Origin of the sequence: Cupriavidus sp. KB_39 (genome assembly GCF_052114485.1) — a bacterium.
Classification (GTDB): Bacteria; Pseudomonadota; Gammaproteobacteria; order Burkholderiales; family Burkholderiaceae; genus Cupriavidus.
The window spans coordinates 20718-45231 of record NZ_JBFREV010000040.1; the positions used below are offsets into that span (position 1 = coordinate 20718).

A 24514-nucleotide genomic window follows, 5' to 3' on the forward strand; every position below is an offset into this window, starting at 1 on the left:
GATGGCGATGGACGTGATACGCGTCGGTCGATCCCTTCCGCAAGCACGGAAGGGCAGTGGATTCAGGCGGCGGCGCCGTAGGCGGCGGACAACTCGAGCTTGCGGCGCGAGCTGTTCAGCAGTTCGCCCAACTGGGCCAGGCGCGGCATGGTCAGGTCGCGGATCCGGGCGTCGTAGGCCAGGATGCGCTCCAGCAACTGGAAGCGGCGCAGGCGTTCGTTGTCGGAGAACGGCTTGGTGTGGTCGAGCAGGCGCAGGCGATCCACTTCGGCCATGTAGACCTGCTGGAGATCGTTGAGCGCATCCCAGTTGGACGCGCGCGCGGCTTCGAGCATCTGCTCCGAGAGCACCAGCAGCTCTTCGTAGCTTCTGACGATGGGGGACATATCGAACATCTCAGGATTCCTGCAGGGCCGGCTGCGTGATGGCGGTCGGTGCAGCGGGCTCGGCGTCAGTGGGCGCTGCCGGGTCGATGGCGGTCCAGGCCGAGGCAAGATTCTCGAGCAGGGCATCCACTTCCGACAGCAGGGTAGCGTCGCCGCGCAGGTTGGCCAGCATCAGGCGACGGGTCATGTATTCGTACAGCGATTCGAGGTTGGCGGAGATTTCCCCGCCCGCCTCGTGGTCCAGCACCGCGCGCAGCCCGTTGTCGATGATGTTGATAGCCTTGGAGATGGCATTGCCGCGCGCCTCCAGCTCGCCATTGTCCAGGTGGAACCTGGCACGGGCGATGGCCGAGCGGGCGCCGTCGTACAGCATCGCGATCAGCTTGTGCGGGCTGGCGCTCATGACCCCGGTCTGTACACCGACCTGGGCATAGGCATTGATGGCTTGGCGCGCGAACATGGTGAACTCCGGTGACTTACTTGCTGCTGGTGCCGTTCATGGCCGCGAACTGCTGCGTCAGGTAGCTGCTGGTCTGGTTCAGCTTCGACACCAGCAGGTCCAGCTGCGTGAACTGCGCGCGGTAACGGTCCATCGTCGACGTGACGCGGTCCTGCGTCGCCGTGTACTTGTCTTCCAGGTCCTTCAGCGTGGCGGTGATGCCGTCGGTGGCTGCCGTCAGTGCGCCGGAGGTGCCGTTCAGCGAGTCGACATAGTCGGTGATGGTCTTGCCCATGCCGGCCGAACCATCCACACCCGAGAAGAACTTGGTCAGGTCCTGGAAGTTGTCCGAGAGCGCCTTGTTCAGCTTGTCGTCGTCGATTTCCAGCTTGCCAGCGTTGCCGGTGGTCACGTTGAACTCGATGCCGAGATCGGACAGCGTGACCGAGCCGCCGTTGCCGTCGGACATCGGGGTGGTCAGCATCGAGCGCAGGCGCGTGGCGATATTGCGCAGCGTGCCGTCGCCGTTCAGTGCGCCAGCCGTGCCGGCATCGGTGTCGAACGTGGTCAGCGAGCCGACGGCCGACAGGATGTTGTTGTACGCGGTGACAAAGCCTTGCACGCTGGCCTTGATCGACGCATCGTCGCGCGTCACGTTCATGGTCGTGGTGCCGGTGGACTTCAGCGTCAGGGTCACGCCCTGGGCCGCGCCCTGCACGGTGTTGCTCTGGCTGGTGACGTCGATACCGTTGATCTTCAGCGTGGCGTTGGCAGCGGCCACCTTCTCGGACATGCCGTTCGGCTGCGTGGCCACGGCCGGGTCATAGGCCACGATGTCGCTCACGGCGCTGTCGCTGGCGYTGATACGCATGCCGGACTGGGTGCCGGTCTTGTTGGACGTCAGCACAATATGGTAGGGCGTGCCGCTGCCGTCGTTGATGATACTGGCGGTGACGCCGATATTGGCCTTGTTGATCGAGTCGCGGATGCCTTCCAGCGAGGTATCGGAGCCGATCGTCACCGTCTTGGTGCTGGTGGGCGTGCCGCCCGTGGCGAGGTCGGCGCCGAAGTCCACCGTGATGGTGCCGCCGCCGATGGCAGCGGTCTTGTCGGCCACCGACTTCGAGACCAGCGATTGCGCCGCGGCCAGCGAGGACACGTTGATGTTGTAGCTGCCTGCCACGGCGGTAGCGTCGGTGGCGGCGCTGAGCACGCTATCCGAGCCCACGGCGGCCTTGACGGCGCTCCACGTGGCGGCGGTGTTCAGCGTCTTGGCGGCGGCCGAATAGGCATCCAGCACGCTCTTGATGGTGCCGTAGCCGGACAGCTTGGCCTGGTAGCTCTTGGCCTGGTTGTTGATCTGCGTGAGCGGAAGTTCTTCCGCTGCCTGGAGCTTGTCGAGCAGCGTTTGCAGCTCGAGGTTGGAACCGATACCGATGGAAGAGATTGCCATGACTGTTCTACCTATTGTTATTTGTCTTCAACTGGGTGATTGCAGAGGTCAGACGGCGTGGCTCACGAACAGGCCCTGGAGCTTGTCGATCGCGCGCGCCAGGCGCACAACGTCTTCATTCGGCATTTGCCGGATGATCTCGCCCGTCTCCTTGTCGAAAACCGTGGTGATGACGCGGTGCGTCTGGTCGTCGATGGCGAAGCGCAGGCCAATGGAGGTGGTCTTCAGCACGTCCACCAGCTCCTGCACCGCGGTGGCGGTGTTTTCAGGCGCATCGGCGGCGGGCCGGGTGTCCGCGCGGTCGGCTTCATGCGACGGGCGAACGGCTTTTACCGTGGCGGTCGGGGCGGCGGAAGCCGGCGCGATGGCCACGGTGTCGGCGGGAATGCGGGCCGCCGGAGTGGAAACGGGATTGGGAGTTGCCATGGTTTGCTCCGTCCGGTGAGGCGAGGGGTTCTGCTCGGTTGAAACGCTTTGCAGGCAGTGGGCTGCCTGCAAAACATTCCGGCAAAAAAGCCGGGCCTTGCGGCCCGGCCTTCTTGCGGCGTGGCGATTAACGCAGCAGCGACAGCACGTTTTGCGTGGTCTGGTTCGCTTGCGACAGCACCGAGGTACCAGCTTGTTGCAGGATCTGCGCGCGGGTCATGTTCGACACTTCCGTTGCGTAGTCAGCGTCTTCGATGCGCGAACGCGAAGCCGACAGGTTGTTCACCGTCGTGCTCAGGTTGTTGATCGTCGACTCGAAGCGGTTTTGCACAGCACCCAGGCTCGAACGCAGGCTGTCAACCGAAGCCAGTGCGGAGTCCAGCGTCTTCAGCGGGTCAACCGTGGCAGCTTGTTGGAAGTCCGAAGCTTGCAGCGAAGCGCCCTTGATCGTGAAGCCGGCGGTGGAACCCGACACCGAAGCGTCGCTCGGCTTGACGGCGATGTACATCGTCGTCGAGGTAGCCGTACCGTTGCCAGCCAGGCCCTTCGAGGACAGAGCGGCGTCGTCGGCGGCGGTCAGGCCGGTCATGCTCACTTGCACGAACCAGTTGCCCTTCGAATCCGTCACGACGGATTGCGAGTTGATGGCTGCCGAGGTGTTCAGGCCCAGAGCGCGCTGGATGTCRGCGGCGGCGATGCCGGTTGCCGAAGCAGCCGTCACCGGGGTAGCGGAACCCAGAGCCGTTTGAGCGGCGGCGGAACCGATCGAAGCCGTGGCACCTTGCGGGCCGGCAACGCTGAAACCAGCGACGCCCAGGGTCTTCGAGGTGATTTCCTTCAGGGCGATCGAGATGGTTTCGCTGTCGTTGGCGCCAACCTGGATCGACATGTTCTGGTCCTTGGCCAGAACCTTGACACCGTTGAACTGGGTCTGAGCCGACACGCGGTCGATTTCCGACAGACGTTGCTTGATTTCGTCCTGGATCGACTTCAGGTCCGAACCCGAGTTCGTACCGTTGGCGGCTTCCACCGACAGTTCACGGATACGTTGCAGGTTGTTGTTGACTTCGCTCAGGGCGCCTTCGGTCGTTTGCGCGATCGAGATACCGTCGTTGGCGTTACGCGAAGCTTGCGTCAGGCCCTTGATGTTGGCGGTGAAGCGGTTGGCGATGGCTTGACCAGCAGCATCGTCCTTGGCGCTGTTGATGCGCAGGCCCGACGACAGGCGCTGGATCGCGGTGTTCAGCGACGATTGCGACGTGTTCAGGTTGCTCTGCGTTTGCAGCGACAGAATGTTGGTGTTGATGACTTGCGCCATGGTACGACTCCTATATGCAATGTTTTAGGCATTCCGGCGGGTGCCGTAACGTTGGCTGCCTGCGTTGCAGGGCGTAGAGTGCCTCCGTTGCAAGGGTTATCGACAGGGCGGTAGGAGACTTTAGAGTGATCTTTGCGAGAGTTTGCGGGCGCTGCCCGGAACCCCCGGCGTTATTGCGGATGGCGGCCGGCCCGGGGAATGGGCGGGGCGCCGCCGGCGCAGGCCGGCCTGGCGGCGTCAGCGGCGCTTGCGGGTGCGCGGTATATATAGACGCACAAAATCCGGCGACGCCTCGGCGTCCAGCACCGCTGCGTCGGCTTCCGGCGCGTGCGCCGGCGTCACCACGGTAATGGCGCGCTTGTAGACCACCGTGGGCATGGGATCCTCGCCCGTTTTGCCCAGCAGAATCATGTAATTGTCCGAGGCCAGCACGATCCCGGTCAGCCGCGTGCCATTCGAGAGGTGCACGATGACGGTATTGCGGCTGGCGCTGTGGGCCGCAAAGTGCAGATGCTGCAACTTTCGGCTGGGACGGGGAACCTTTTTTTCCTGCTTCACAACTTCTCCGGAAGAGCCCGCGAGGGTTCTGGCGGCGGTCAACGGTCCGAGGACCAGGCGCATGGATCGAGGTCGCACTAAAAGTGACGGATGGCGCGCCCTGATCCCGGCGAGATATGAAACATTCGCTCTCGGAGCCGGGGCAGGGGCTCACCTTCATCACGTTAACGGGCGCGCACACCGAACGGTTGAATGGCGCCATCCGGCCGAGCAATTCGGCCGGCCTTGCGAGGAGAGAAGGGGAATACTTCAGCCGGGAGGGTAACAAAGTTTTACAAGTGTTGACAAAGTTGGCCCGCGAACAATGCCTAGAGGTAAAGCTCTATTTATTTTATTGATGCAGTCGGTGTGATTGAAGTAGCACCTTCGTGGTCGGCGCCTGACAGAAAAGCAACGTTTGGGTCGCAATCCGCTCGCACTAAAGCTTTCTGGGACGCTGCCGATAACTGCCGATATGCCCGAATGTGCGGCATGGCATGACATGGAACGCGAAAGTGCTCAATTCGTTACAGCCGCTATCAGGGCATTCCCTGATAGAAGCCTCATTTACACCTCATGTAAGCAGGTTTATATTCCGGGGTTCGGACCGGTTTACCCCCGGTCTTTCACAGCAGTCCTGAAAGCCTACGAGCACCCCGCGCGTGGGCTTCTTTTTTTTGCCCTCGTCGTTTCGTCGCGGTCTGTTGCCGCAGTGGCCGTGATCGGCCGGGCCGGAGTGCCCGGAACAGATTAGACGCCAGTCGTTGACGCGGCAATTTGACGAACTGCCGGCACTTTTCCCCCTATTTCGATTTTCCGCTCAAGAAGCGCACCGGCCTGCCCGATAGCGCTGATGGCGACACCCGGATTCCGGTGGACGCTAGACGTACATCCAACATCGAAAAAGAGAGAAAGGTACGCTGAGATGGGCTTGCGAAACATGGGTATCGGGGCACGACTGTCCCTGGCATTCTGTGCGGTGGTGTTGCTGCTGGCGGCCGTAGCGGCCGTGGGCGTGACGGCGCTGCGCGGGATGAACGATGCGATGCACCAGGCGGTGGAGCAGCGCCTGCTGCGCGTCATCGACCTGAACCACGTGAAGGAAGGGGCGCTGCAGATCGGTGTGCTGGTGCGCGACGCCACGCTGACCGAGGATCCGGCGCTGGCCGCCCAGAACATCGACAAGGTGAACAAGCTGCGCGACGAGATGCGCGCCAGCCTGGAAACCCTGGCCAAGATCATCGAGGCCAGTGGCCGGGCCGAGTCCAAGGCCATGTTCGAGCAGCTCAACCAGACCCGGACCACCTACAACGGCCAGCTCGACCTCGTCATGCAACAACTGCGCGGTGGCGACTTCAATAGCGCCCGCGCCGGCCTGATCGTGACGCTGCCGGCGGCGCAGGGCGCCTATTTCGACAAACTCGACGAAGCCGCCGCGTCTGGCCGGAAGATGGCCATCGACGCCGTGGCCGAGGCTTCCGACCACTATGTCTTTGCCCGCAACCTGCTGATCGGCCTGGCGGCCGCCGCCGCCGCGATCGCCGCGCTGCTGGGCCTGGCCATCACCCGCTCGGTGACGCGCCCGGCCGGCCAGGCGCTGGACGCCGCCGAGGCGCTCGCCCAGGGCCGCCTGGGCCACGCCATCGCCGTGCGCACCCAGGATGAGATGGGCCGCATGCTTGGCGCGATGGAACGCGCCTTCGGCCAGCTTGGCGTGCTGGTACGCGGCATCCAGCAGGCCGCCGGCTCGATCGACACGGCAGCGCGCGAGATTTCCAGTGGCAATACCGATCTCTCCCAGCGGACCGAGCAGCAGGCGGCCTCGCTCGAGGAGACCGCCGCCTCGATGGAGGAATTGACCTCCACGGTGCGCCAGAACGCCGAGAACGCCCGCCAGGCCAACCAGCTGGCGGTCAACGCCTCGGATGTGGCCACGGAAGGCGGCCGGGTGGTGCGCAGCGTGGTCGACACCATGGATGGCATCTCGAAATCCTCCGCACGCGTGGCCGAGATCATCAGCGTGATCGAGGGCATCGCCTTCCAGACCAACATCCTTGCGCTGAACGCGGCTGTGGAAGCGGCCCGCGCCGGCGAGCAGGGCCGGGGCTTCAGCGTGGTGGCGGCCGAGGTGCGCAGCCTGGCGCAGCGCTCGTCGTCGGCAGCCAAGGAGATCGGCGAACTGATCAACAGCTCGGTGCGCCAGGTGCAGGACGGCGCCAAGCAGGTGGAAGTGGCCGGMAAGACCATGGACGACATCGTCGGCGCCGTGCGTCGTGTGACCGACATCATGGGCGAGATCAGCGCGGCCAGCGAGGAGCAGACCGCCGGCATCGAGCAGGTCAGCCTGGCGATTACCCAGATGGAATCGGTGACGCAGCAGAACGCGGCGCTGGTGGAGCAGGCCAGCGCGGCGGCCGAGAGCCTGATGCAGCAGGCCGGCGGGCTGGTGTCCGAGGTGGCGCGCTTCGACCTGGGCGGCGTGCGCGCCCCCGAGGCGCGCGCGCCCCAGGCCGTGATGACGGCCGCGCCGCGCATGGCCGCCCCGGCCAAGCTCCCGGCAAAGACCCCGGCCCTGGCTGCGCCGGCCCCCGCCCGTGTGCGGGCCATCAGCCGTCCGGCAGCGCCTGCGCTGCCGGCCAAGGCATCGCCTGCCCCGGCCCCAGCCCCCGCACCCCGCAGCGCTCGCGCCCCGGCCGTGCCGGCGGCGGTGCGTCCGCCGGTGGCGCGCAAGCCGCAGCCGTCGGTGCTGGCCGCGCGCCAGCCGGCCACGCCCGCCAAGCCGCGTCCGGCAGTGACGCCCCAGCGCAAGGAGCCCGTGCTGTCCACGCCGGCCCGCCGCCGTCCCGCAGCCGCGCCCGCGCCTGCCACGGTCGAGGCTGGCGACTGGGAAACGTTCTGATCGACCGTCCCCACTTTCAGGCGGCGCCAGCGTCGCCTGAAAGCCGCCTGTAAGCCGGGCGGCACTTCGGCAAGCAGGGCCGGCGGCATGCGCCTACAATACCGGCTCTCCTTGACCAGACAAGAGCAGACACGGCCGGTCGCGCCGCCGTCTGCCACGCAGGCCTTCCATGTCCGCCCCTTCCGTGCCGCCTCCCCAGCAGTCATCCCCCCAGCCGTCCCTCCGGTCACCTGACGCCTCGCCGCCAGACGTGCCCGTCATGCAGGTGCTGTTCGGCCTGATGCTGGCCATCCTGCTTGGCGCGCTGGAACAGTCGATCGTGGCCGTGGTGCTGCCGGACATCGCGCTGCAGCTCAACGGCTTCGAGGAYATGGCCTGGGTGATCTCGGCGTATCTCGTTGCCTCCACCGTGGTGACGCCGATCTACGGCAAGCTGTCCGACGTGCTCGGGCGCCGCTCCGTCCTCTCGTTCTCGATCATCCTGTTCCTGCTGGCGTCGATTTTCTGCGCCATGGCCACGACCATGCCGATGCTGATCCTCGCCCGCATCCTCCAGGGCCTGGGTGGCGGCGGGCTGATCTCGGTCTCGCAGGCGACCATCGCCGATGTGGTGCCGCTGCGCGAGCGTGGCCGCTATCAGGGCTATGTGAGCGGGGTCTGGGCCGTGGCGAGCATGGCCGGGCCGGTCATCGGCGGCTACCTGGCGCATTTCCTGTCCTGGCGCTGGATCTTCTGGATCAACATCCCGCTGTCCCTGCTGGCGCTGGTGGTGGTGCGCCGCGCGCTGCGCCACCTGCCCGTGGGCGGGCGCCGGCACCGCATCGACTACCTCGGCGCGCTGCTGTTCGGCGGCGGGCTCTCGGGCGTGCTGGTGTTCCTGACCCGTCTGGGGCAGGGCCACTCGCCGCTGGAATTCCAGACCCTCGGCCTGCTGGTGGCCGGCGTCGTCGGCATGGTGCTGTTCGTCTGGCAGGAGCGGCGCGCCGTCGACCCGGTGATTCCGCTGTCGATGCTGCGCGTGCCCACGGTGGCCATCTGCTGCACCACGCTGTTCCTGTGCTTCTTCCAGCTGATTGCGATGTCGGTGTTGCTGCCGCTGCGCTTCCAGGTGGTGGGCGGCGCCCATGCCGACACCGCCGCGCTGCGGCTGGTGCCGCTGACGCTGGCGATTCCGTTCGGCGCCTATATCTCCGGGCGGCTGATGTCGTGGAGCGGCCGTTACAAGCCGATGCAGCTGGCCGGCTCGATCATCGCGCCGCTGGCCATCGTGGCGCTGGCGTTCATGCCGCCGCAGGCCGTGATGGCGTCCGCGCTGGTGATGATCGTGCTCGGGCTCTCCATCGGGCTCCAACTGCCGAGCGGGCTGGTTGCCACGCAGAATTCGGTGCCGCCGCAGCAGGTGGGCATCGCCACGGCGCTGACGGCTTTCTCGCGGCTGCTGGGCGGGGCGGTGGGCGTGGCCGTGCTGACCACGGTGCTGATCGCCCTGCTGCGTCATAGCGGGATGGCCGTGAGCGACCTGAGCGGCGGCGAGGATGTGCTGATGAGCATGTTCCGGCGCGCGATGGGCGCGGCCAACGATGGCGACGCCGCGGCGGTGCGCGTGGCGGCCGAGCAGGCGTTCCGCACGCTGTTCCTGTTCAGCGCGGCAGTGTCCGTGATCGCCCCGTTCCTGGTGATGCGGTTGCGCGAGACCACGCTGCGCGGCAGCCCGGTTGCCGCTACGGCCGCGGCCAGCGCGGCGGAATAACCCGGCTTACCTGTTACGCGCTGCGCGCCACGCGCCGCCGGGCGCGGGCTGCCAGCCCGGGGCCGAGCACCCAGCGCAAGGTGGGCGCCAGCGCGCCCATCGCCGGCACGGCCAGGGTCCGGCGCACCGAGCGCCGGTGCAGCCCGAGCGCCTCGCGCGCCCAGGACGGCAACAGCGCCACGCCGGCATCGGCCATGGTCCGCACGGCCGGCACCAGCATCGGATTGGCCACCGGCATCGCCATCACCAGTCGCACCACTTCGCGCGTGCGCTCACTGTTAACTAAATAGGGACGCTGGGCTTCCAGGTAGGCGTGTACCTCGGCGCCGGATCTCGGCACGTCCGGCGCGCCCAGCAGGGCGGCCACGGTGGCTTCCTCGGCGTAGTAGCGGTCCTGATCGGCGGCCGAGAGCGGGCCGACATAGCGCAGGTATCCCGCCAAAAAACTCGACACTTCGGCCACATGCACCCAGGTCAGCAGCGCGGGGTCGTCGGCGGCGTAGGGCTGGCCGTTTGGCGCGAGGCCGCTGATATTGGCGTGGATGTGGCGCACGCGCTCGATCAGCCGCATGGCGTCCGCACGGCTGCCGTAGGTGGTGCCGGCGATGAACTGCGCGGTGCGGCCGAGCCGGCCCTGCATGTCCGTGCGGAAGGTGGAGTGGTCCCACACGCCGGCCAGCGCCAGCGGATGCAGCGCCTGGAGCAGCAGCGCGCTGACGCCGCCGGCCAGCATYGCCGGGAAATCGCCATGCACGCGCCAGCAGACTGCATCGGGGCCGAACAGGCCGGGATCGCCCGGCGGGTTGTCGTAGTCGATCGACAGGCCGGAGTTGCTGCGTGTGAGCGCGCGCACCTGCGCGCCGGCATGGCTGCGCAGGCGGGTCAGCAGCGGAGGGGTGGCGGGTTCCGTGGGGGGGCCGGGGACGCGTGAGGACATGCCGCTGGGGCGCCTCCCTGGCGCCCGGGGCCACGGGTCAATGAGTGGGGACGGATCAGTAGTAAATCAGTAGTAATGCAGGTCCGTGGCCTTGCCCCAGAATACACGGTACGCGTAGACCGTGTAACCCAGGATGGTGGGCAGCACCACCGCCGCGCCGATCAGGATCACTGCCAGCGATTCCGGCGCGCTGGCGGCCTGCCAGATGTCGATCTGATCCACCACGAGGTAGGGGAACAGGCTGTAGGCCAGGCCGTTGAACGCCATCAGGAAGATCACCGCCGTGCCAGCGAACGGCACCCAGCACCAGCGGTCGTTGCCGCGCGCGTGCAGGTCGCGCATCTTGCGCAGCAGCCGCTCCACCCCCACGAACACGCCCAGCGTAATCAGCGGAATCGGCGCCAGCAGGATGATGTTGGGCAGCGAGAACCATTTCTCGAAGATCCGCGCGCTGACCAGCGGCGTGACCACCGAGATGGCTGCCACGCCCAGCGCCGTCAGCCACAGGCTGCGCCGCGCCCAGTAGATGGCGCGCAGTTGCAGGCTGCCGGTGGTCTTCATGATCAGCCAGCTCGCGCCGAGCAGGCAGTAGCCGGCCACCAGGCACAGCCCCACGGCCACCGCGAACAGCAGGTTCGGCAGGTCGTAGCGGAAGCCGGTGATATAGAGGCCGAGCATCAGCCCCTGCGAGAAGCTGGCCAGCAGCGAGCCCGCGTAGAACGCGAAGTTCCACCACGGCTTGTGCGGATCGCGCGCCTTGACGCGGAAGTCGAACGCCACGCCGCGGATGATCAACCCCGCCAGCATCATCGCCACGGGCAGGTAGAGGTGGGTCAGGATGGCGCCGTGCGCGAGCGGGAAGGCCGTCAGCAGCAGCCCCACGCCGAGCACCAGCCAGGTTTCGTTGGCATCCCAGAACGGGCCGATCGAGGCGATCATGCGGTCCTTGTCCGCATCGTCAGCCCGGCGCAGCAGCACGCCCACGCCGAGGTCGTAGCCGTCCAGGATCACGTAGATCAGCATCGCCAGCCCCATCAGGGCCAGGAAGACCAGCGGCATCCAGCCGGCCGGCTGGGTCAGGTCGGGAAGGGTGGCCGGGTTCATGACTTGCTCCTGGGTTGGCCGGGAAGGACGGGTTGCGGTGTCTGGAAGGCGTCGGGCGCGGCGGTATCCTCCGGCGGGGCGCCGGCCTTGCGGGCGAGGTGGAACACCACCGAGATATAGGCCACGATCAGCGCCAGATAGAGCGCCAGGTACATCGCCAGCGTGCTGGCGATCATCGCGGCGGGCACCTTGGAGGCGGCCTGCGCCGTGGTCAGCACGCCGTAGACCAGATACGGCTGGCGGCCGATCTCGGTCACGTACCAGCCGGCGACGAGCGCCACCCAGCCGGAGAAGGTCATGGCCACCAGCGCGCGGGCCATCCACGGCGCGGGCTCGCCGCGCCGGCGGAACCGCCACGTGCCGATCCACGACACGGCCATCATCAGCAGGCCCACGCCGACCATGATGCGGAAGGCGAAGAACAGCGGGGCCACGGGGGGATGGCGGTCCGGGAAGGCGTCGATGCCCTTGATTTCGCCCTCGAGGTCATGGGCGAGGTAGAGCGAGGCCAGCTTGGGAATGGCGATTTCGAAGTCGTTGGTCTGTGTGCGGGCGTTGGGAATGCCGAACAGCACAGCCGGCGCGCCCTTCTCGGTCTTCCAGATGCCCTCCATCGCGGCGATCTTGGCCGGCTGGTGATGGAGCGTATTCAGGCCGTGGAGGTCGCCCGCCACGATCTGCAGSGGGATCAGGATCGCCGCGAGCACCACGCCGGTCCGCATCGCATGGATGACATCGCGCCCATGGTCCCCGCGCAGCCAGCGGTAGGCCGAGACGCCGGCCAGCAGGAAGGCCACGGTCAGCCCGGACGCCAGCAGCATGTGGGTCAGGCGGTAGGGGAACGACGGATTGAAGATGACTTCGAGCCAGCTCGTGACGTGGGCGCGGCCATCGATCATCTCGAAGCCGGCCGGGGTCTGCATCCACGAATTCAGCGCGAGGATCCAGAACGCCGACAGCGTGGTGCCGCCCGCCACCAGCAGCGTGGCGATGGTGTGGGTGCGGTTGCTGACGCGCCGCATGCCGAACAGCATGATGCCGAGGAAGGTGGCCTCCAGGAAGAAGGCGGTCAGCACCTCGTAGGCCAGCAGCGGGCCGGCGATGTTGCCGACGGTTTCCATATAGCCAGGCCAGTTGGTGCCGAACTGGAAACTCATGGTGATGCCGCTGACCACGCCGAGCGCGAAAGTCAGGGCGAAGATCTTGACCCAGACGCGGTAGGCGGCCATCCAGCTTTCATCGCCGGTCTTGCCGTAGCGCAGCTTGAAGAACAGCAGCACCCAGCCCAGCGAGATGCTGATCGTTGGGAAAAGGATGTGGAACGTGATGTTGGCGGCAAACTGGATGCGCGCCAGCACCACGGGGTCGAGACTGGCAAACACGGGCTACTCCTTGCGGGGGCGGGAGGACTTTGCGGGGGTCTTGGGGGCTTTCTTGGCGGCGGCGGCGGGGGACTTGTCGGCGCCCTTGTCAGCGCTCTTGTCGCCGCCCATGCCGATGGCACTGGCGAAGCGGTCCTTGACGTCGAGCAGCTTGGTCACACGGGAGCCGAGCCGCATGAGCTTTTCCAGCGTGGCGACGTCCAGCCGCTGCATGTCGCCAAACCACGTGGTCACCAGCAGGATCAGGCCGTACATCTCCTTCATGCGCGCCTGGGCGTGGCGGTCTTCCGGGGAGGTGGCCGCCTCGAGCTGCACTTCGCGCAGCATGGACAGCGTGGGATCGATCTCGCGGCGGCGGCGCTCCTCGGCCAGCGTGCGGAAAATCGCCCAGACGTCATCGGGCGCGGAAAAGTACTCGCGGCGGTCGCCCGGCTGGTGGGAGAGCTTCACCAGACTCCAGGATTCCAGTTCCTTGAGGCCGATACTGACGTTGGAGCGCGAGAAACCGAGCGATTCGGCGATTTCATCGGCATTGAGGGGGCGCGAGGCGGTGAAGAGCAGGGCGTAAATCTGACCGACCGTCCGGTTAATACCCCAGCGGCTACCCATCTCACCAAAGTGAAGGACAAAGCGCTGGATCAGGGGCGAGAGCTGCATGAACGTTTCGAACTTTCAGTAATTTGTGAAAGTTTAATACGGATCAAGGGGGCATGCAGGAGTTTTTGCGGTGCGTCAAAAGGTCACAGAAGCCATCGTCAGCATGATCTTCCCCACATTCTGGTTGGATTCCATGCGGTGGTGCGCATCAGCTGCATTCTTCAACGGAAACGTGCTGTCGACGACGGGCATCAGGCAGTGGCTTGCAAATCGAGGAAGCCACGTATCTGCGAACCGGCGAGTCATGGCATGTTTCACCGCTGGCGGGCGCGATTTCATGACCGTTCCCATGATTTGCAGGTGTCGGTAGAGCACTCGATCCAGCGGAAGCTCGGCGCCTTGGATGCCGCCAAGGATGCCAACTTGAACCAGCCGGCCGCCAAAGCCCAGGGAGCGAATGTTGCGTGCCAGGTAGGGCGCGCCGACGAAATCGATAATCACATCGACGCCGCGCTCATCGGTGACTTTATTCACCACCGCCTCGAAGTCTTCGGTCTTGTAATCAATGGCGACATCGGCGCCGAAACCGATTACGGCTTCGCGCTTGCTGCCGTCGGCCGTTGCCAGCACCCGGGCACCTACCGCGTGCGCCAGTTGCACTGCGGCCGAGCCGACGCCACCAGCCGCCGCATGGATCAGTACCGACTCGCCTGATGCCAGCCGACCAAGATGACCAAGCGCCTCCCAGGCGGTGACGAATACTTCCGGCAGCGCGCCCGCATGCACGTCGTCCAGCCCATCGGGAATGTGCATGGCCATGCGATAGTCGATGCGTGCCAGCTCCGCGTATCCGCCGCCGCCCACGATTCCCATGACGCGATCCCCAATGGCGAAACCCTGCACCTCTGAGCCGATTGCAATCACCTCGCCGGCAATCTCCAGGCCCATGATGTCCGAATCGCCGAAGTTCGTGCGCCCGTACCCCCCACGCCTGTGCGTCAGATCCGCTCGGTTCAGACCGGCAGCACGATTGCGCACCAGCAAGTCATGGGGCCTGACCTCCGGATCCGGCACATCGGTGAGTTGCAGAACGTCGGCGTCGCCGAATTCGGCGAAGGTGATGGCTTTCATGGTTTGTCCCTGGTGGATCGCGCTTGCGCCGGACGACAGCCGCCCGAACATTGGTAGCCAGTATAGAGTTGCACACCGATGAATCGATGCGGCAATATTCAGCTTCTCCAATGCAAAAACGCATCACAAGGCCGACAGCATGAACTGGGATGACACACGGGTATTCCTCGCCGTGCAGCGCGAACGTACGCTGCGCAAGGCCGCCAAAGTAGTGGGGCTGGACCAGGCTACTGTCGGACGGCGCATTGCCGCGCTTGAGCATGCATTGGGCGCCACGTTGTTCTTTCGGGCGTCGGATGGCTACGCCCTGACATCTGCTGGCGAAAGTGTCCTGAAAGCAGCGGAGAAGATGGAGCAGTCCGCGCATGAACTGGCCAGGCAGGCACAAGGTGTGGACAATCGGCTGGCGGGTGAGGTGAGGGTGACCACGACAGATTCGCTCGCACTCGCGTTCGTGATCCCGGCGATTGCCAGCTTGCACGTCGAACATCCGGACGTCAGGGTGCAATTGAGCACCTCCACACAAGTGCTCAACCTCGCTCGGCGCGAATCGGACATCGCCATTCGTACCCAGAAACCGGAAAGCCCCGACCTGGTGGCACGGCGRYTGGCCCGCTGGCGCGTGGGGCTCTATGCAACGGAGCATTACCTGAGTCGCCACGGCGAGCCTGAACGTGGGACGGGATTCACGGGGCACGATCTCGTGCTCTATCAGCCGTTCCTGTCGGGCAGCAGTAGGCCCACGCTGGTGGGCGAGCCTATCCATGCGGGACGCATTGTCGCCAGTGTGCACTCAAGCCTGATGCTGCGAGCGATGATCCGTGCCGATATCGGTATCGGCGAGGTGCCGGTGCATATGGGCGAACGGGATGGGCTGGTAAGGATCTGGCCCGAGCTTTCAAGGGCGGCAGCCTACGAAGTCTGGCTGGTCACCCACCAGGACCTCCGTCATACCGCRAGGGTTCGGGCGATGATCGATGCCATTGCGGCGCGCTTTGAGGCCGAGGGATGAGGTGCAACGGTGTCTATAGCGCTATTTTTGCGTGCGCCTGATTGGTGGACCGGTTTTACCTGGGCGCCCAGCCCAAGGCAGTCGGGCCGCCCCGGGAGTCGCTCCCCAGCAGCCAGGCGTCCGTCGAGAATGCCGGCGCGTAGCTGCCGGTAGATCTGACTGGCCAGGCCTTGACGGCCGTCGAGGGTCAAATGGACGCTCATGATGGGGCGATGGGCGATGGGCGATGGGCGATGGGCGATGGGCGATGGGCGTGGGGCTGGACGGCCACGGCGCAGGCGGCACTCGCCGCGCCCCACACGGAAGTGTCGAAGGTGTCGTCTCCTCCTAGCGGCGCTTGCCGAGCGAGATCGCATAAGCGGCCGAGCGCGCCGCGAAGATCTCGTCGCCTGGACGGCCTATGCCATTGGCAAGCGTCCCCGGATTGAAGATCGCCACATCGCATGCTTCGTTGTTGTCGACAGCCGTAATCGTGATCGTGCCCAGCTTCACGGTCTCGCGTGTGTCCTCCTCAGGCCAACGCACTGTCACGTCGTGCGTAGGATCGCCAGGCCTGCCGAGAATGGCCAGGACGTCGAACCGCACGTCTCCGCGCGCAATACGTTCGCGCAGATCCTGAAACAGGAAGTCGGCAGCCAGGTCCCTAGCCGCATCATCGCTCAGCGTGACCTCGCCCCCCACGGGTACAACCTTGAACTTGATCGGCCGCATTTCCCCTCTGGTATTCGTCGCGGGGTAAGCGTGGACGCCCCAGTAGGTAGTACCCGCAAAGCTCCCCGGCAACGGATGCGCTGCAACGAAGTGCGCCTGGTTCAAGGTCTCGGGATTGGCATCGGAGAATGCCTTGACCTTGGCGGCATCCGGCTTGCCGTCCTCGCCCGGCGCGCGCACGCGCAGGAAGCCCAGCATCTGATCCAGGGTGCGGGCAAAATGCACGGGGGCGTTCTCGACGAGCAGGTCCGTCTCCTGGTCGCCCTCGCCAATGGCCACGGAAAGGCCGCGCAACACCAGCTTGTTCGTATCGGCCACGTGCGGATTGCCGCCGCCCATCGAGAAGCGTCCGCGCACAGGCTGCACCTTCGTGAAGCTCACCGAGCGCGTGATATCTGCGGCCGTCGCCGTCGCCGTCGGCGTGTACGTGCCGCGCACGCATTGGCCCTTGGCGAAGCTCGCGCGGACCTTGGGCGGATTGCCCGCCACGGTCTTGAGCGCATCGACGATCTGAGCTGGTGTGGCGTGTTCGCCGGCGGTTGGCGTGGATTGGGCATGCGACGTAGACATCATGGAACCTCCAGTCAGGACAAGGGTCAGGACGGCTTTGGCGATGGCGCCAGCCGGAGTGTGGGGACAGAACATGGATGGGCTCCGCGGTGAATGCCATGCGGAGTATGCGAGGCGAAAGCACGCCGGAATCGGCGTTCCGTGCCACGCCTTCGCCGAGAACTGGACGGTGCGTGCCAGCGTCAGGAACTCCCGAAGATGGAGCAACGCGCAGAAGCTGGGAGTGCCAGGAACTCCGGCGCGTCGTGCAATCTCTTCGGGCGAGAGGCCCAGAAACGCGCGTGCCGCAAGCATGCGTCGCGGAACCCGGAGAGCAGAATGGCGATGGTATTCATGGCATGGCCGGCAAGCATGGGGCGGATGGCGCCGAGATTACGCATCGGCACAATTCCCGCACATAGCCACTTCCGGCGTTTTTGCGGTGACCGCTGCCGGCGTTCCGCGCAATCATCCGATACAGAACGACCGCTTCTGGCCGATCAGAAACCCCTTGCTCCCGGGAGGGACGGAGTTGTCTCCGTCTGACCCTTCCGTGCCATTTCTCGGATCTGACATCTAGATCCGTTTGCACGGCAACGCGCTGAGGCACCGTCTATATACTCGGAGCGTTGGCACGCACAGGCCAGACTTGGGGTGGTACTTGGCACGGAATTACTAGTTTTCGCGACGGCGCTAGTCCAAACTAGTGATGCGCAATGCGCCCCGCCCACCCCSGCCGGAACCAGAGCCGGCCTCCCTTCAACCTTGGAAGTGTGCGCATCCCTGGAGCCCCCGCCATGCGTGCCTCATCGTCGCCACCGGTCATCCATTGGTCGACCAGGGATGTCCCGCGGAATCAGCGCTATGACTACTACGCCCACGCGCTGGCCACCGCTATGTTCCCCATACAGGTTGGCAAGTCGCCGATCCAGCCGATTGACATCGATATGTGCGCGGCGGACTTGGGCAACATGATGGTGATCCGGCAACGGGGGACACCGCACTGCTGCTTCGCGGACAAGTCAAGTATCGCTGGTGCTTCACAGCGCACATTCCATCTGCTTGTAAACGGCAGTTCCGAATGGACCATGGAGCACTTGGGGCGCCATAGGCTCGCTGCTGGCGACATCCTGCTGTCGGATTCGTCGATCCCATTCGACATCAACATCGATGCGCATTTCGACTTCGTCAATATAAGCCTGTCCGAGGCATGGATCCGGCAGTGGCTGCCGGCACCGGTGCTACTGGTGGGTCGAAAAATCGAGGGCCATTCGGGATGGGGCCATGCGCTCTCGGCTTTCCTGAGAAGTCTGGCACCGGCTCGGTTCGACGAGTATCCAATTCCGATGTCGTTCGTGGGCGACCATATCGGTGCGCTCCTGGCGTTCATCGCGCAGGACTTCATTACACCGCCCCTAAAGCCACCGAAGCGAGATGGCGCCATGTTTGAGCGAATACGCGATTGCATGTACCAACAATCAAGCAATGCGCAATTGTCCGCGCCCGCCGTGGGGCTCTCATTGCGCAGCCTGCATCGCTGTTTCGCGCGCTTCGACACGACGTTTGGGGACACGCTGATGGACATGCGCTGCGCACACGCGAGACGGATGCTCGAGTCTCCGATTTTCCGGCGCCTGACCGTTGCCGAGGTTGGGCGCCGTGCCGGCTTTTCCGATGCGTCGCATTTCGCGCGTACGCTGCATGCGCGTCTTGGTTTCACGCCATCCCAGATTCGTCGCCAGTGCGGCGCGCCGCGCGACTCCACCCAAGAGGACTGATCCTTGATACCGATCGTGACGTGGTCGACCCACGCCGTGCCTCGCACCCAGCGCCTCGACTATTTTGCAGACGCGCTGTCGTCAGCCATCGTGCCGATGCGCGTCGAGCCCACGCGGCGTGCCAGCCTGACCTCCGAGATGGCGATGCTCGATGTCGAAGGCATAGTGCTCCTGGCGCAGCGGGGATCCCCGCATCGCTCGGTACGGGGCCGCGCGGAAATCGCGCGCAGCGGCGCGCATACATTTCACCTTATTGTCAACCGCCGCACGCACTGGCATGTCGAGCATCTGGGTAAGACGCGCGTGGCGCCGGGTCAGGCGTTCATGATTGACTCGCACGTGGCAAACGTGATTGAGATGCCGTTGGACTACGACGTGATTCACGTCATGCTGCCCGAAGTATGGGTGCGCCGGTGGCTGCCCGATCCCGCGCTATTGGTGGGGCGCGCTTTGGGAGGCGATACAGCCAACGCACGCGCCCTGGCGGCGTTTACGGCGAGCTTGTCGCCCTCTGCAGTGCAGGGCGCTCCGCTGTTCGCGGTGCAGATGCTTGACCATTTCGGGGCCATGCTGGCGCTTTCCGCGGGCACGTCCACACTGGGCAAGACGGCACCTACGGCCGCGCTGCACACCCGGATCGTCGGCTGCATGGCAAACCGCTGTACCGAACCGACGCTGGCGGCACGCGATATTGCCAGCGCGCTGGATATCGACGAAGCCGAACTGCATCGCGCGCTTGCGTCGAAGGAGCAGACATTCGCCGGGCTGTTGGTGGGGCATCGAACCGCGGCGGCGCGACGCATGCTTGCGTCACGCGCGTTCGAAGGCCTCTCCTTCGAAGAGATTGCACGACGTGCTGGATTTCCTGGCGCTGCCAGCCTCTGCGCGTTGCTCCATCTTCGGTAGTTCCTGACTACGATCGCCGTCATGCGGCTCAAAGCCGAAGTCAGAAGAGCAAGCGCTTGCCGCGCCACCAATCGATGACTCGTAGAACCCCAACAGGCTACGACATCCGCGGCTCCCATTTCGGCTGTCTACGATACGGAGTGCGCGACAGGGCGAATTGGGTGACGGCTCCTGGCCGAATCCGGAAGTCCGCCGGCCACCAGGCGTCACTGCAGGGCCGGACTTCCGTAGCCGACCCATAGCGGACTGTGGAGTCTCGGCGATCGCCTCAATCACTCGCGCTGCTGCCGGGGCCATAGAGATCGAGAGAAAGTTGGATACCGCGAGCACCTAATGCGAAGAGTGAGCTTGCTGAGACCGACAAGCCTTCGTTGCTACCGTCCATGAAGAGACCACAAAACAGGTCAACTGAGTAGCGATCAGATATCGCCTTCCAAACGTCGAGGTCGTCAGATAGTTGCCCAAGAATTTCGGCGATCTGACCGTTGAGGTCTTCTGGCTCGCGCGGCTGTGCTCGCAGCCGCCACATTCCACACTTGGCGACACGCGTTTGTCCTGATCTCTCTCCGACAATTGCTTCGCCCTTAAGCTGGGCAAACGTCGGAAGGCAGCCGAGCTGTCGGCTGATTTCATCGGGAGCAAGATCGTCTCCGATAATCCGGAGCCCCACAGCAGATTCGTGCAATTGAGCCATTTCCGTAATACATGAAGTTCGGTGCGCCAGGGATTATTGCTCACGTGAGGCATCAGTTCAATGACCGATTCTGGCCGGTAAGGGACCGATTGACTGTAAGAACGCTTACCGCGCAGTCGGCAGCTGTGCATGGACGTGGAGTGATCGGGAAAGCGGGGCGGCTCCCCCTGCGACCGTAGGGTGCAATTGGCGTCCGGCGTGCCGTTATAAGCAGCGTACGCCGAGCCGGCGTCCATTCCAATCGCCCAACGATCCATGCAGCTGTCTTTACGAGTCCCGATTTTCGCCACGACGCTGTTGCTTGCCGGTTGCGCGCGCCCGCCATTGATTCCCGTTGCCCCCGCTGCGTCAAGGGTCTGCTGCCAGTCGCTGCAGCAATTGTCGGTGGATACCCTGACGTTCGAGGACACCAAATCGGTGTCGTTCGATGCCGAGCGTTCGCCGGTGTTTACGTTCCCCGAAGGCAATGGCGTTTTTGCGGCCTACACGCTGCCGATGGCATCGGAAGGCGCCGTGCTTGAGCTGCGCGCCTTCGTAAAGGGTGGCCCGACGATACCGTCGATGTCGATTTTTAGGCCAAATGCGCTGTTTCTCGATACGGCGCGCAATCCGCTACCCGGCCCGCGCGAAGCGCCATTGCGCACCCGCAAGGGAATTCTCGCGCGGTCCATGTCGAAAATCGCGACATACGAGGTGCCGGCGCAGGCGCGATTTGTCGTCGTGTATTCCGGAAGCCCGCACGCTGAGCGCAGCACCATCAGCTCGGAAAACGGCACCATGTACGGCATTCCCTATTCGTACACCGGGAGCGTGGATATTTCGTTGAAAAAGGCCCACGCCAAATGACGATATTGCATCCGCGACAGATCAGAATCCTGGCAACGGCTGCCCTGGTCACGATGGCGACGCTCCTGACCGGCTGCGCCACGATCATCGAAATGACGACAAACGCCGATCCCGGCCCGGATGCCGCGCGCGTTCGCTTCCGGCTGGAAGCGCCCGGAGACGTATCCATCCGGGAAGCATCCGCGACCCAGTGCTTCTACTCGACCGACGCCACGAATGGCCGAATTGCAGATCTGAGCTACAACACACAGGCTATCCGGTGGATCGTCGAAAGTCGGCTCGACCGTATCGGCATGCCAGGCGGCGAACAATACTCGTCGATTTCCTACACCGAAGCACGGGTGCGTGCTGGCACGCCGGTCGCCTTGCGCTTTATCGAGTTAAAGGGGGGCATCAACTCGATTCCGCGCTATGCGCAATGGGTCGTCACGTTGGAGCCGGGCAGGGACTACGAAGTGCTGCTGGGCAATGCGCTTGGCTCGGTGACGGTATCCGAGATCGTGACGAGCGACGGCTTGAGCCAGCTTGTGCCGGCGAACATCGCCGTACGCACGCCATATTGCACAGGTCAGTAAGACCGAGACGCCGAAAAAGGGGGGGCGCCGCCTGGCCCCTGCACGGCTCACCTACGCCCCGGCATCCTCCTGCCGTGCCGGCGCGGGAGGGCACAAGGTCCGGCAATACGATGGAGGGCAGGTAACCACGCAGGTCAGCATAACAATTGTCCACCCCCAACTTGATCATCAACCGATCAAGAAGCGATCATGGTTTTTGCCCAGCCACGGTGGCGCGCGGCCGCGACCCGACCGCCATCGCAACACACTAAACTTCGATACACCGGCTGAACGACTCCATCAAGCTGTTGCGTTGACCGGTTGAATCCGCCGAATTCACAGCCGCTCGCTGCCATAGACGCTCCTTAGCAAGGGCTTGGCAGGCGCCAAGCGAGTACCGCCCATCAGCGTCGTTCGACGCATCCGCGAGGTCGAGGCGGCGCAAGGACATCGTCCCGACTTATAGCGTGCCTGTCCTCCGGTTCGGTCAACGCACTTCCGTGCATCCCATTCTTGGTACACACGAAAGCGAAAATCTTGGTTCTTCAATTCGCGCGGTCGAGCGTACAGAATGCGGACATCAAGACGGTCTCCCAGTCACTCAGCCAGCGCCAAGTGAGACGGTCTCTAAGCCCTACGCCTTTGGAGAGCTGTCGTCATGGATCGTCTCGTCTCGATGCAGGCTTTCACGCGAGTGGTGGACGTCGGCAGCTTTGCAGGCGCCGCGGAATCTCTGAATCTTCCCAAGGCCACGCTTACCCGACTGATCCAAAAGCTGGAGACGCATCTTGCGGTCAAGCTGCTGCACCGGACCACGCGCCGCATCAGCGTGACCACCGAAGGCGCCGCCTACTACGAACGCTGCGTACGCATCCTGGCCGACATCGACGAAGCGGAGTACCTGCTGACAAGCCATAACAACTCGCCGCGCGGCACGCTGAACGTGGACACCACGAGCGGGATCGCGAAAATGGTCCTTATGCCGCAACTGCATGACTTCTGCAATGCGTATCCGGAGATCAGGCTCGAACTGACCAGCAACGGCAAGCCGATTGACCTGCTAAAAGAAGGCGTGGACGTGGTGCTGCGCGTGGGCGCGCTGGAAGAAGCCATGGTGGCGCGCCGCATCGGCTGGCTACGGCTGGCGCTCTACGCGTCGCCGATCTATTTGCGCCGCTTCGGCACGCCCCAGGATCTTACGGAGCTGGCGCAGCACAAGGCGGTGAGTCTTCTGTCTAACCGCACCGGACGCGCGACGCCGTGGTCGCTCGCTCGTGGCGGCGAACGCGGCGAAGTGCTGCTGCCCTCCGTAATTGCCACGAACGATACCGATGTCCATCTGGGCTGCGCGTTGGACGGCCACGGCATTGCATGCATGTCACGGGCGACAGCCGCGCCCTATGTCGACAGTGGCCGGCTGGTGGAAATCATGTCCGGCTGGCAGAGCGACCCAATACCGATCTCCGCGATGTATCCGCAGAACCGGCACCTGTCGGCAAAGGTGCGGGTGTTCGTGAACTGGGCTGCCGACATTTTTTCCCGGCATCCGCATTTCGGTGCCGAGGCGCCGAAGCTCGCGGCCTGACCCGGGCACATACCAACACGTTACCCAACCTCGCATGTCACGCGCGACGCACACCCGAGGCGCCGTCTGATCTTCTGTCGCAAGTGCAGCATTCAACCTATTTCAAACTGATCCTTTCGGGCACTGATTTGAGCAAAAACAGCCTCGAAATCGTTATCTGACACCTCTAAAGTGGAGGCTCACAACCAACCGATGAAACGTCCGCGCCAGAAGTGCGCACCGCCTTGCCGAGTGCCCTTCGGCGTATGGCTTCAACCTCGAAGATCAACATGACTACCGCAATCAACATGACCAACGCCGTTATCGAATGCATCCTGAGTCGCAGCGCGGCCAAGTACTACGATCCGGCCGCCACCTTGAGCGACGACCAGATCCGCGAGCTGGTCCGCATCGGCACATCCGCGCCGACGTCGTTCCACATGCAGAACTGGCGATTTATCGCCGTGCGCACGGCGGCCGCCAAGGCCAAGCTTAGCCCGATTGCCTGGAGCCAGCCGGCAATCACCGATGCCGCCGTGACCTTCATCATCATCGGCCAACTGGCCGACGCCAGCGTGATTCCGGAACGCCTGGCGCCGCTGGTGGCGGCTGGCGTCATGCCGGCGGCGATGGTGCCCGAGTGGGAAAACCCCGCACGCAATCTGTACCAGGACTATCCGCAACGCCAGCGGGATGAAGCCGTGCGCTCCGGCACGTTTGGCGCGGCGGCAATGATTTACGCGGCCCGTTCGCTGGGCATGGGGTCGACCCCGATGATCGGCTTCGATGCCGAGGCGGTGCACGGTGAATTTGGACTGGCGGCCAACGAGGTGCCGGTCATGCTGCTTTCCGTGGGCCCCGAGCGTCCGGGAAACTGGGCGCAGAAGCCACGCGTGCCCGTGGCCGATGTGCTGGATCTCGTTTAACCGTCAATCCCAGTCTATTTATCCAAGGAGTCCACAATGGCAAGAACCGCAGTGCTGAACCAGGAACAGGTACCCGCCGAATCGAAGGCGACGCTCGATGCATTCACGAAGAACATCGGCTTCACGCCGAACATGATGGCAAGCTTCGCGCAGAGCCCGATTGCGTTCAACGCATGGGCCACGCTGCTGGGCGGCCTGAGCAAGGCGCTCGATGTGAAGACGCGCGACGGGATCGGCCTGGCTGTGTCCGAAGTGAATGGCTGCAACTACTGCCTGACCGTTCACAGCTTTACGGCCGAGCATCTGGCCAAACTGCCGGCCGATGAGATTATCCTTGCCCGAAAGGGCCACGCCAGCGATCCGAAGCGCGACGCGGCGCTGCAGTTTGCGCGCAAGGTAATCGAGACGCGCGGCCAGGTGAGCGACGCAGACCTGAAAGCAGTGCGCGATGCGGGCTACACCGAACCAAACGTCATCGAGATTGTTGCGCTCGTGGCCATGTACTCGCTGACCAACTTCTTCAACAACGTGTTCGATCCGGACAAGGACTTCCCGGCGGTGGCGCCGGCCGGCTCGATCTGAGCCAGCAGGGACGTAGCCTGTGCTGTGTAGCGG

General features: G+C 64.4%; 24 protein-coding genes. 11 read left to right on the forward strand and 13 right to left on the reverse strand.

Features of this window, described 5'->3' with window-relative positions; genetic code table 11:
• Positions 1-62: 62 nt before the first annotated feature.
• The 6 genes from AB4Z27_RS23820 to AB4Z27_RS23845 all read right to left on the reverse strand — a co-directional run bounded on the left by AB4Z27_RS23820 (position 63) and on the right by AB4Z27_RS23845 (position 4580).
• On the reverse strand, positions 63-395 hold the full coding sequence (locus AB4Z27_RS23820) for a flagellar protein FliT (RefSeq protein WP_092295446.1): 333 nt from the start codon (positions 393-395) through the stop codon (positions 63-65).
• Position 396: 1 nt separating this feature from the next.
• Complete coding sequence (fliS, locus tag AB4Z27_RS23825) at positions 397-846, reverse strand: flagellar export chaperone FliS (RefSeq protein ID WP_092295443.1); 450 nt, start codon at positions 844-846, stop codon at positions 397-399.
• A gap of 16 nt (positions 847-862) precedes the next feature.
• Positions 863-2278 carry a flagellar filament capping protein FliD gene (fliD, locus tag AB4Z27_RS23830; protein WP_441645403.1) on the reverse strand — a complete coding sequence of 472 codons (1416 nt, stop codon included), beginning with the start codon at positions 2276-2278 and terminating at the stop codon, positions 863-865.
• 48 nt (positions 2279-2326) lie between these two features.
• Entirely contained in the window at positions 2327-2704 is a 378-nt protein-coding gene (locus AB4Z27_RS23835; RefSeq protein ID WP_092295437.1) for a flagellar protein FlaG, read from the reverse strand.
• 127 nt (positions 2705-2831) lie between these two features.
• A complete protein-coding gene (locus AB4Z27_RS23840) occupies positions 2832-4022 on the reverse strand; it encodes a FliC/FljB family flagellin (protein WP_092295434.1) in 1191 nt (396 codons plus the stop codon).
• A 237-nt stretch (positions 4023-4259) separates the two neighbouring features.
• On the reverse strand, positions 4260-4580 hold the full coding sequence (locus tag AB4Z27_RS23845) for an RNA chaperone Hfq (protein WP_092295431.1): 321 nt from the start codon (positions 4578-4580) through the stop codon (positions 4260-4262).
• A 116-nt stretch (positions 4581-4696) separates the two neighbouring features.
• On the opposite strand from AB4Z27_RS23845, the gene AB4Z27_RS23850 reads away from it, so the two are divergent.
• The 3 genes from AB4Z27_RS23850 (at position 4697) to AB4Z27_RS23860 (ending at position 9208) form a co-directional block, all read left to right on the forward strand.
• Positions 4697-4918 (forward strand): hypothetical protein, encoded by a 222-nt coding sequence (locus tag AB4Z27_RS23850; RefSeq protein WP_092295428.1) that lies wholly within the window; start codon positions 4697-4699, stop codon positions 4916-4918.
• 566 nt (positions 4919-5484) lie between these two features.
• Positions 5485-7458: a methyl-accepting chemotaxis protein gene (locus tag AB4Z27_RS23855; protein ID WP_092295426.1), complete on the forward strand. Its 1974-nt coding sequence runs from the start codon at positions 5485-5487 to the stop codon at positions 7456-7458.
• A 169-nt stretch (positions 7459-7627) separates the two neighbouring features.
• Positions 7628-9208 (forward strand): MDR family MFS transporter, encoded by a 1581-nt coding sequence (locus AB4Z27_RS23860; protein ID WP_441592378.1) that lies wholly within the window; start codon positions 7628-7630, stop codon positions 9206-9208.
• A gap of 13 nt (positions 9209-9221) precedes the next feature.
• Here AB4Z27_RS23860 and AB4Z27_RS23865 read toward each other — a convergent pair whose 3' ends face one another.
• The 5 genes from AB4Z27_RS23865 to AB4Z27_RS23885 all read right to left on the reverse strand — a co-directional run bounded on the left by AB4Z27_RS23865 (position 9222) and on the right by AB4Z27_RS23885 (position 14359).
• Positions 9222-10145, reverse strand: coding sequence for an oxygenase MpaB family protein (locus AB4Z27_RS23865; RefSeq protein WP_092295420.1), 924 nt, complete (start codon positions 10143-10145; stop codon positions 9222-9224).
• Between the two features lie 66 nt (positions 10146-10211).
• Positions 10212-11249, reverse strand: a complete 1038-nt coding sequence (locus AB4Z27_RS23870; protein ID WP_092295417.1) for a cytochrome d ubiquinol oxidase subunit II — start codon at positions 11247-11249, stop codon at positions 10212-10214.
• Positions 11246-12631, reverse strand: a complete 1386-nt coding sequence (locus AB4Z27_RS23875) for a cytochrome ubiquinol oxidase subunit I (protein WP_441645404.1) — start codon at positions 12629-12631, stop codon at positions 11246-11248. The genes AB4Z27_RS23870 and AB4Z27_RS23875 overlap by 4 nt, the downstream gene beginning before the upstream one ends.
• Positions 12632-12634: 3 nt before the next feature.
• Entirely contained in the window at positions 12635-13288 is a 654-nt protein-coding gene (locus AB4Z27_RS23880; protein WP_441645405.1) for a GbsR/MarR family transcriptional regulator, read from the reverse strand.
• A gap of 75 nt (positions 13289-13363) precedes the next feature.
• Complete coding sequence (locus tag AB4Z27_RS23885; RefSeq protein ID WP_441592384.1) at positions 13364-14359, reverse strand: NAD(P)H-quinone oxidoreductase; 996 nt, start codon at positions 14357-14359, stop codon at positions 13364-13366.
• Positions 14360-14498: 139 nt separating this feature from the next.
• Here AB4Z27_RS23885 and AB4Z27_RS23890 point away from each other — a divergent pair, with 139 nt between their 5' ends.
• Entirely contained in the window at positions 14499-15371 is an 873-nt protein-coding gene (locus AB4Z27_RS23890; protein WP_092295408.1) for a LysR family transcriptional regulator, read from the forward strand.
• 327 nt (positions 15372-15698) lie between these two features.
• Here the strand turns inward: AB4Z27_RS23890 and AB4Z27_RS23895 are convergent, their stop codons facing one another.
• Positions 15699-16655, reverse strand: a complete 957-nt coding sequence (locus AB4Z27_RS23895) for a catalase (RefSeq protein ID WP_441645406.1) — start codon at positions 16653-16655, stop codon at positions 15699-15701.
• Between the two features lie 773 nt (positions 16656-17428).
• Between AB4Z27_RS23895 and AB4Z27_RS23900 the strand changes: the two genes are divergently transcribed.
• Together AB4Z27_RS23900 and AB4Z27_RS23905 are read left to right on the forward strand one after the other, a co-directional pair.
• Entirely contained in the window at positions 17429-18409 is a 981-nt protein-coding gene (locus tag AB4Z27_RS23900) for a helix-turn-helix domain-containing protein (RefSeq protein ID WP_441645407.1), read from the forward strand.
• A gap of 15 nt (positions 18410-18424) precedes the next feature.
• Complete coding sequence (locus AB4Z27_RS23905) at positions 18425-19315, forward strand: AraC family transcriptional regulator (RefSeq protein WP_441645408.1); 891 nt, start codon at positions 18425-18427, stop codon at positions 19313-19315.
• Positions 19316-19583: 268 nt separating this feature from the next.
• Here the strand turns inward: AB4Z27_RS23905 and AB4Z27_RS23910 are convergent, their stop codons facing one another.
• Entirely contained in the window at positions 19584-20009 is a 426-nt protein-coding gene (locus AB4Z27_RS23910) for a DUF4279 domain-containing protein (RefSeq protein ID WP_441645409.1), read from the reverse strand.
• A 255-nt stretch (positions 20010-20264) separates the two neighbouring features.
• Between AB4Z27_RS23910 and AB4Z27_RS23915 the strand changes: the two genes are divergently transcribed.
• From AB4Z27_RS23915 to AB4Z27_RS23935, 5 genes are all read left to right on the forward strand, one after another.
• On the forward strand, positions 20265-20855 hold the full coding sequence (locus AB4Z27_RS23915) for a hypothetical protein (RefSeq protein ID WP_441645410.1): 591 nt from the start codon (positions 20265-20267) through the stop codon (positions 20853-20855).
• Positions 20852-21430 (forward strand): hypothetical protein, encoded by a 579-nt coding sequence (locus AB4Z27_RS23920; RefSeq protein WP_441645411.1) that lies wholly within the window; start codon positions 20852-20854, stop codon positions 21428-21430. The genes AB4Z27_RS23915 and AB4Z27_RS23920 overlap by 4 nt, the downstream gene beginning before the upstream one ends.
• A gap of 637 nt (positions 21431-22067) precedes the next feature.
• The gene (locus AB4Z27_RS23925; RefSeq protein WP_144196837.1) at positions 22068-22994 is read left to right on the forward strand and encodes a LysR family transcriptional regulator; all 927 of its coding nucleotides are present in this window, start codon (positions 22068-22070) and stop codon (positions 22992-22994) included.
• A gap of 269 nt (positions 22995-23263) precedes the next feature.
• Positions 23264-23899, forward strand: coding sequence for a nitroreductase family protein (locus tag AB4Z27_RS23930; protein WP_377731599.1), 636 nt, complete (start codon positions 23264-23266; stop codon positions 23897-23899).
• A gap of 36 nt (positions 23900-23935) precedes the next feature.
• Entirely contained in the window at positions 23936-24481 is a 546-nt protein-coding gene (locus AB4Z27_RS23935; protein ID WP_144196839.1) for a carboxymuconolactone decarboxylase family protein, read from the forward strand.
• Positions 24482-24514: the final 33 nt, after the last annotated feature.

Excerpts from the sequence above, each read along its gene's own strand:
- AB4Z27_RS23870 (WP_092295417.1), bottom strand. The coding sequence starts at position 11,249 with ATGAACCCGGCCACCCTTCCCGACCTGACCCAGCCGGCCGGCTGGATG.
- AB4Z27_RS23930 (WP_377731599.1), top strand. The coding sequence starts at position 23,264 with ATGACTACCGCAATCAACATGACCAACGCCGTTATCGAATGCATCCTG.
- AB4Z27_RS23920 (WP_441645411.1), top strand. The coding sequence starts at position 20,852 with ATGACGATATTGCATCCGCGACAGATCAGAATCCTGGCAACGGCTGCC.
- AB4Z27_RS23835 (WP_092295437.1), bottom strand. The coding sequence starts at position 2,704 with ATGGCAACTCCCAATCCCGTTTCCACTCCGGCGGCCCGCATTCCCGCC.
- AB4Z27_RS23820 (WP_092295446.1), bottom strand. The coding sequence starts at position 395 with ATGTTCGATATGTCCCCCATCGTCAGAAGCTACGAAGAGCTGCTGGTG.
- AB4Z27_RS23915 (WP_441645410.1), top strand. The coding sequence starts at position 20,265 with ATGCAGCTGTCTTTACGAGTCCCGATTTTCGCCACGACGCTGTTGCTT.
- AB4Z27_RS23910 (WP_441645409.1), bottom strand. The coding sequence starts at position 20,009 with ATGGCTCAATTGCACGAATCTGCTGTGGGGCTCCGGATTATCGGAGAC.
- fliS (WP_092295443.1), bottom strand. The coding sequence starts at position 846 with ATGTTCGCGCGCCAAGCCATCAATGCCTATGCCCAGGTCGGTGTACAG.
- AB4Z27_RS23935 (WP_144196839.1), top strand. The coding sequence starts at position 23,936 with ATGGCAAGAACCGCAGTGCTGAACCAGGAACAGGTACCCGCCGAATCG.
- AB4Z27_RS23850 (WP_092295428.1), top strand. The coding sequence starts at position 4,697 with ATGAAACATTCGCTCTCGGAGCCGGGGCAGGGGCTCACCTTCATCACG.
- AB4Z27_RS23925 (WP_144196837.1), top strand. The coding sequence starts at position 22,068 with ATGGATCGTCTCGTCTCGATGCAGGCTTTCACGCGAGTGGTGGACGTC.
- AB4Z27_RS23880 (WP_441645405.1), bottom strand. The coding sequence starts at position 13,288 with ATGCAGCTCTCGCCCCTGATCCAGCGCTTTGTCCTTCACTTTGGTGAG.
- AB4Z27_RS23900 (WP_441645407.1), top strand. The coding sequence starts at position 17,429 with ATGCGTGCCTCATCGTCGCCACCGGTCATCCATTGGTCGACCAGGGAT.
- AB4Z27_RS23885 (WP_441592384.1), bottom strand. The coding sequence starts at position 14,359 with ATGAAAGCCATCACCTTCGCCGAATTCGGCGACGCCGACGTTCTGCAA.
- AB4Z27_RS23895 (WP_441645406.1), bottom strand. The coding sequence starts at position 16,655 with ATGATGTCTACGTCGCATGCCCAATCCACGCCAACCGCCGGCGAACAC.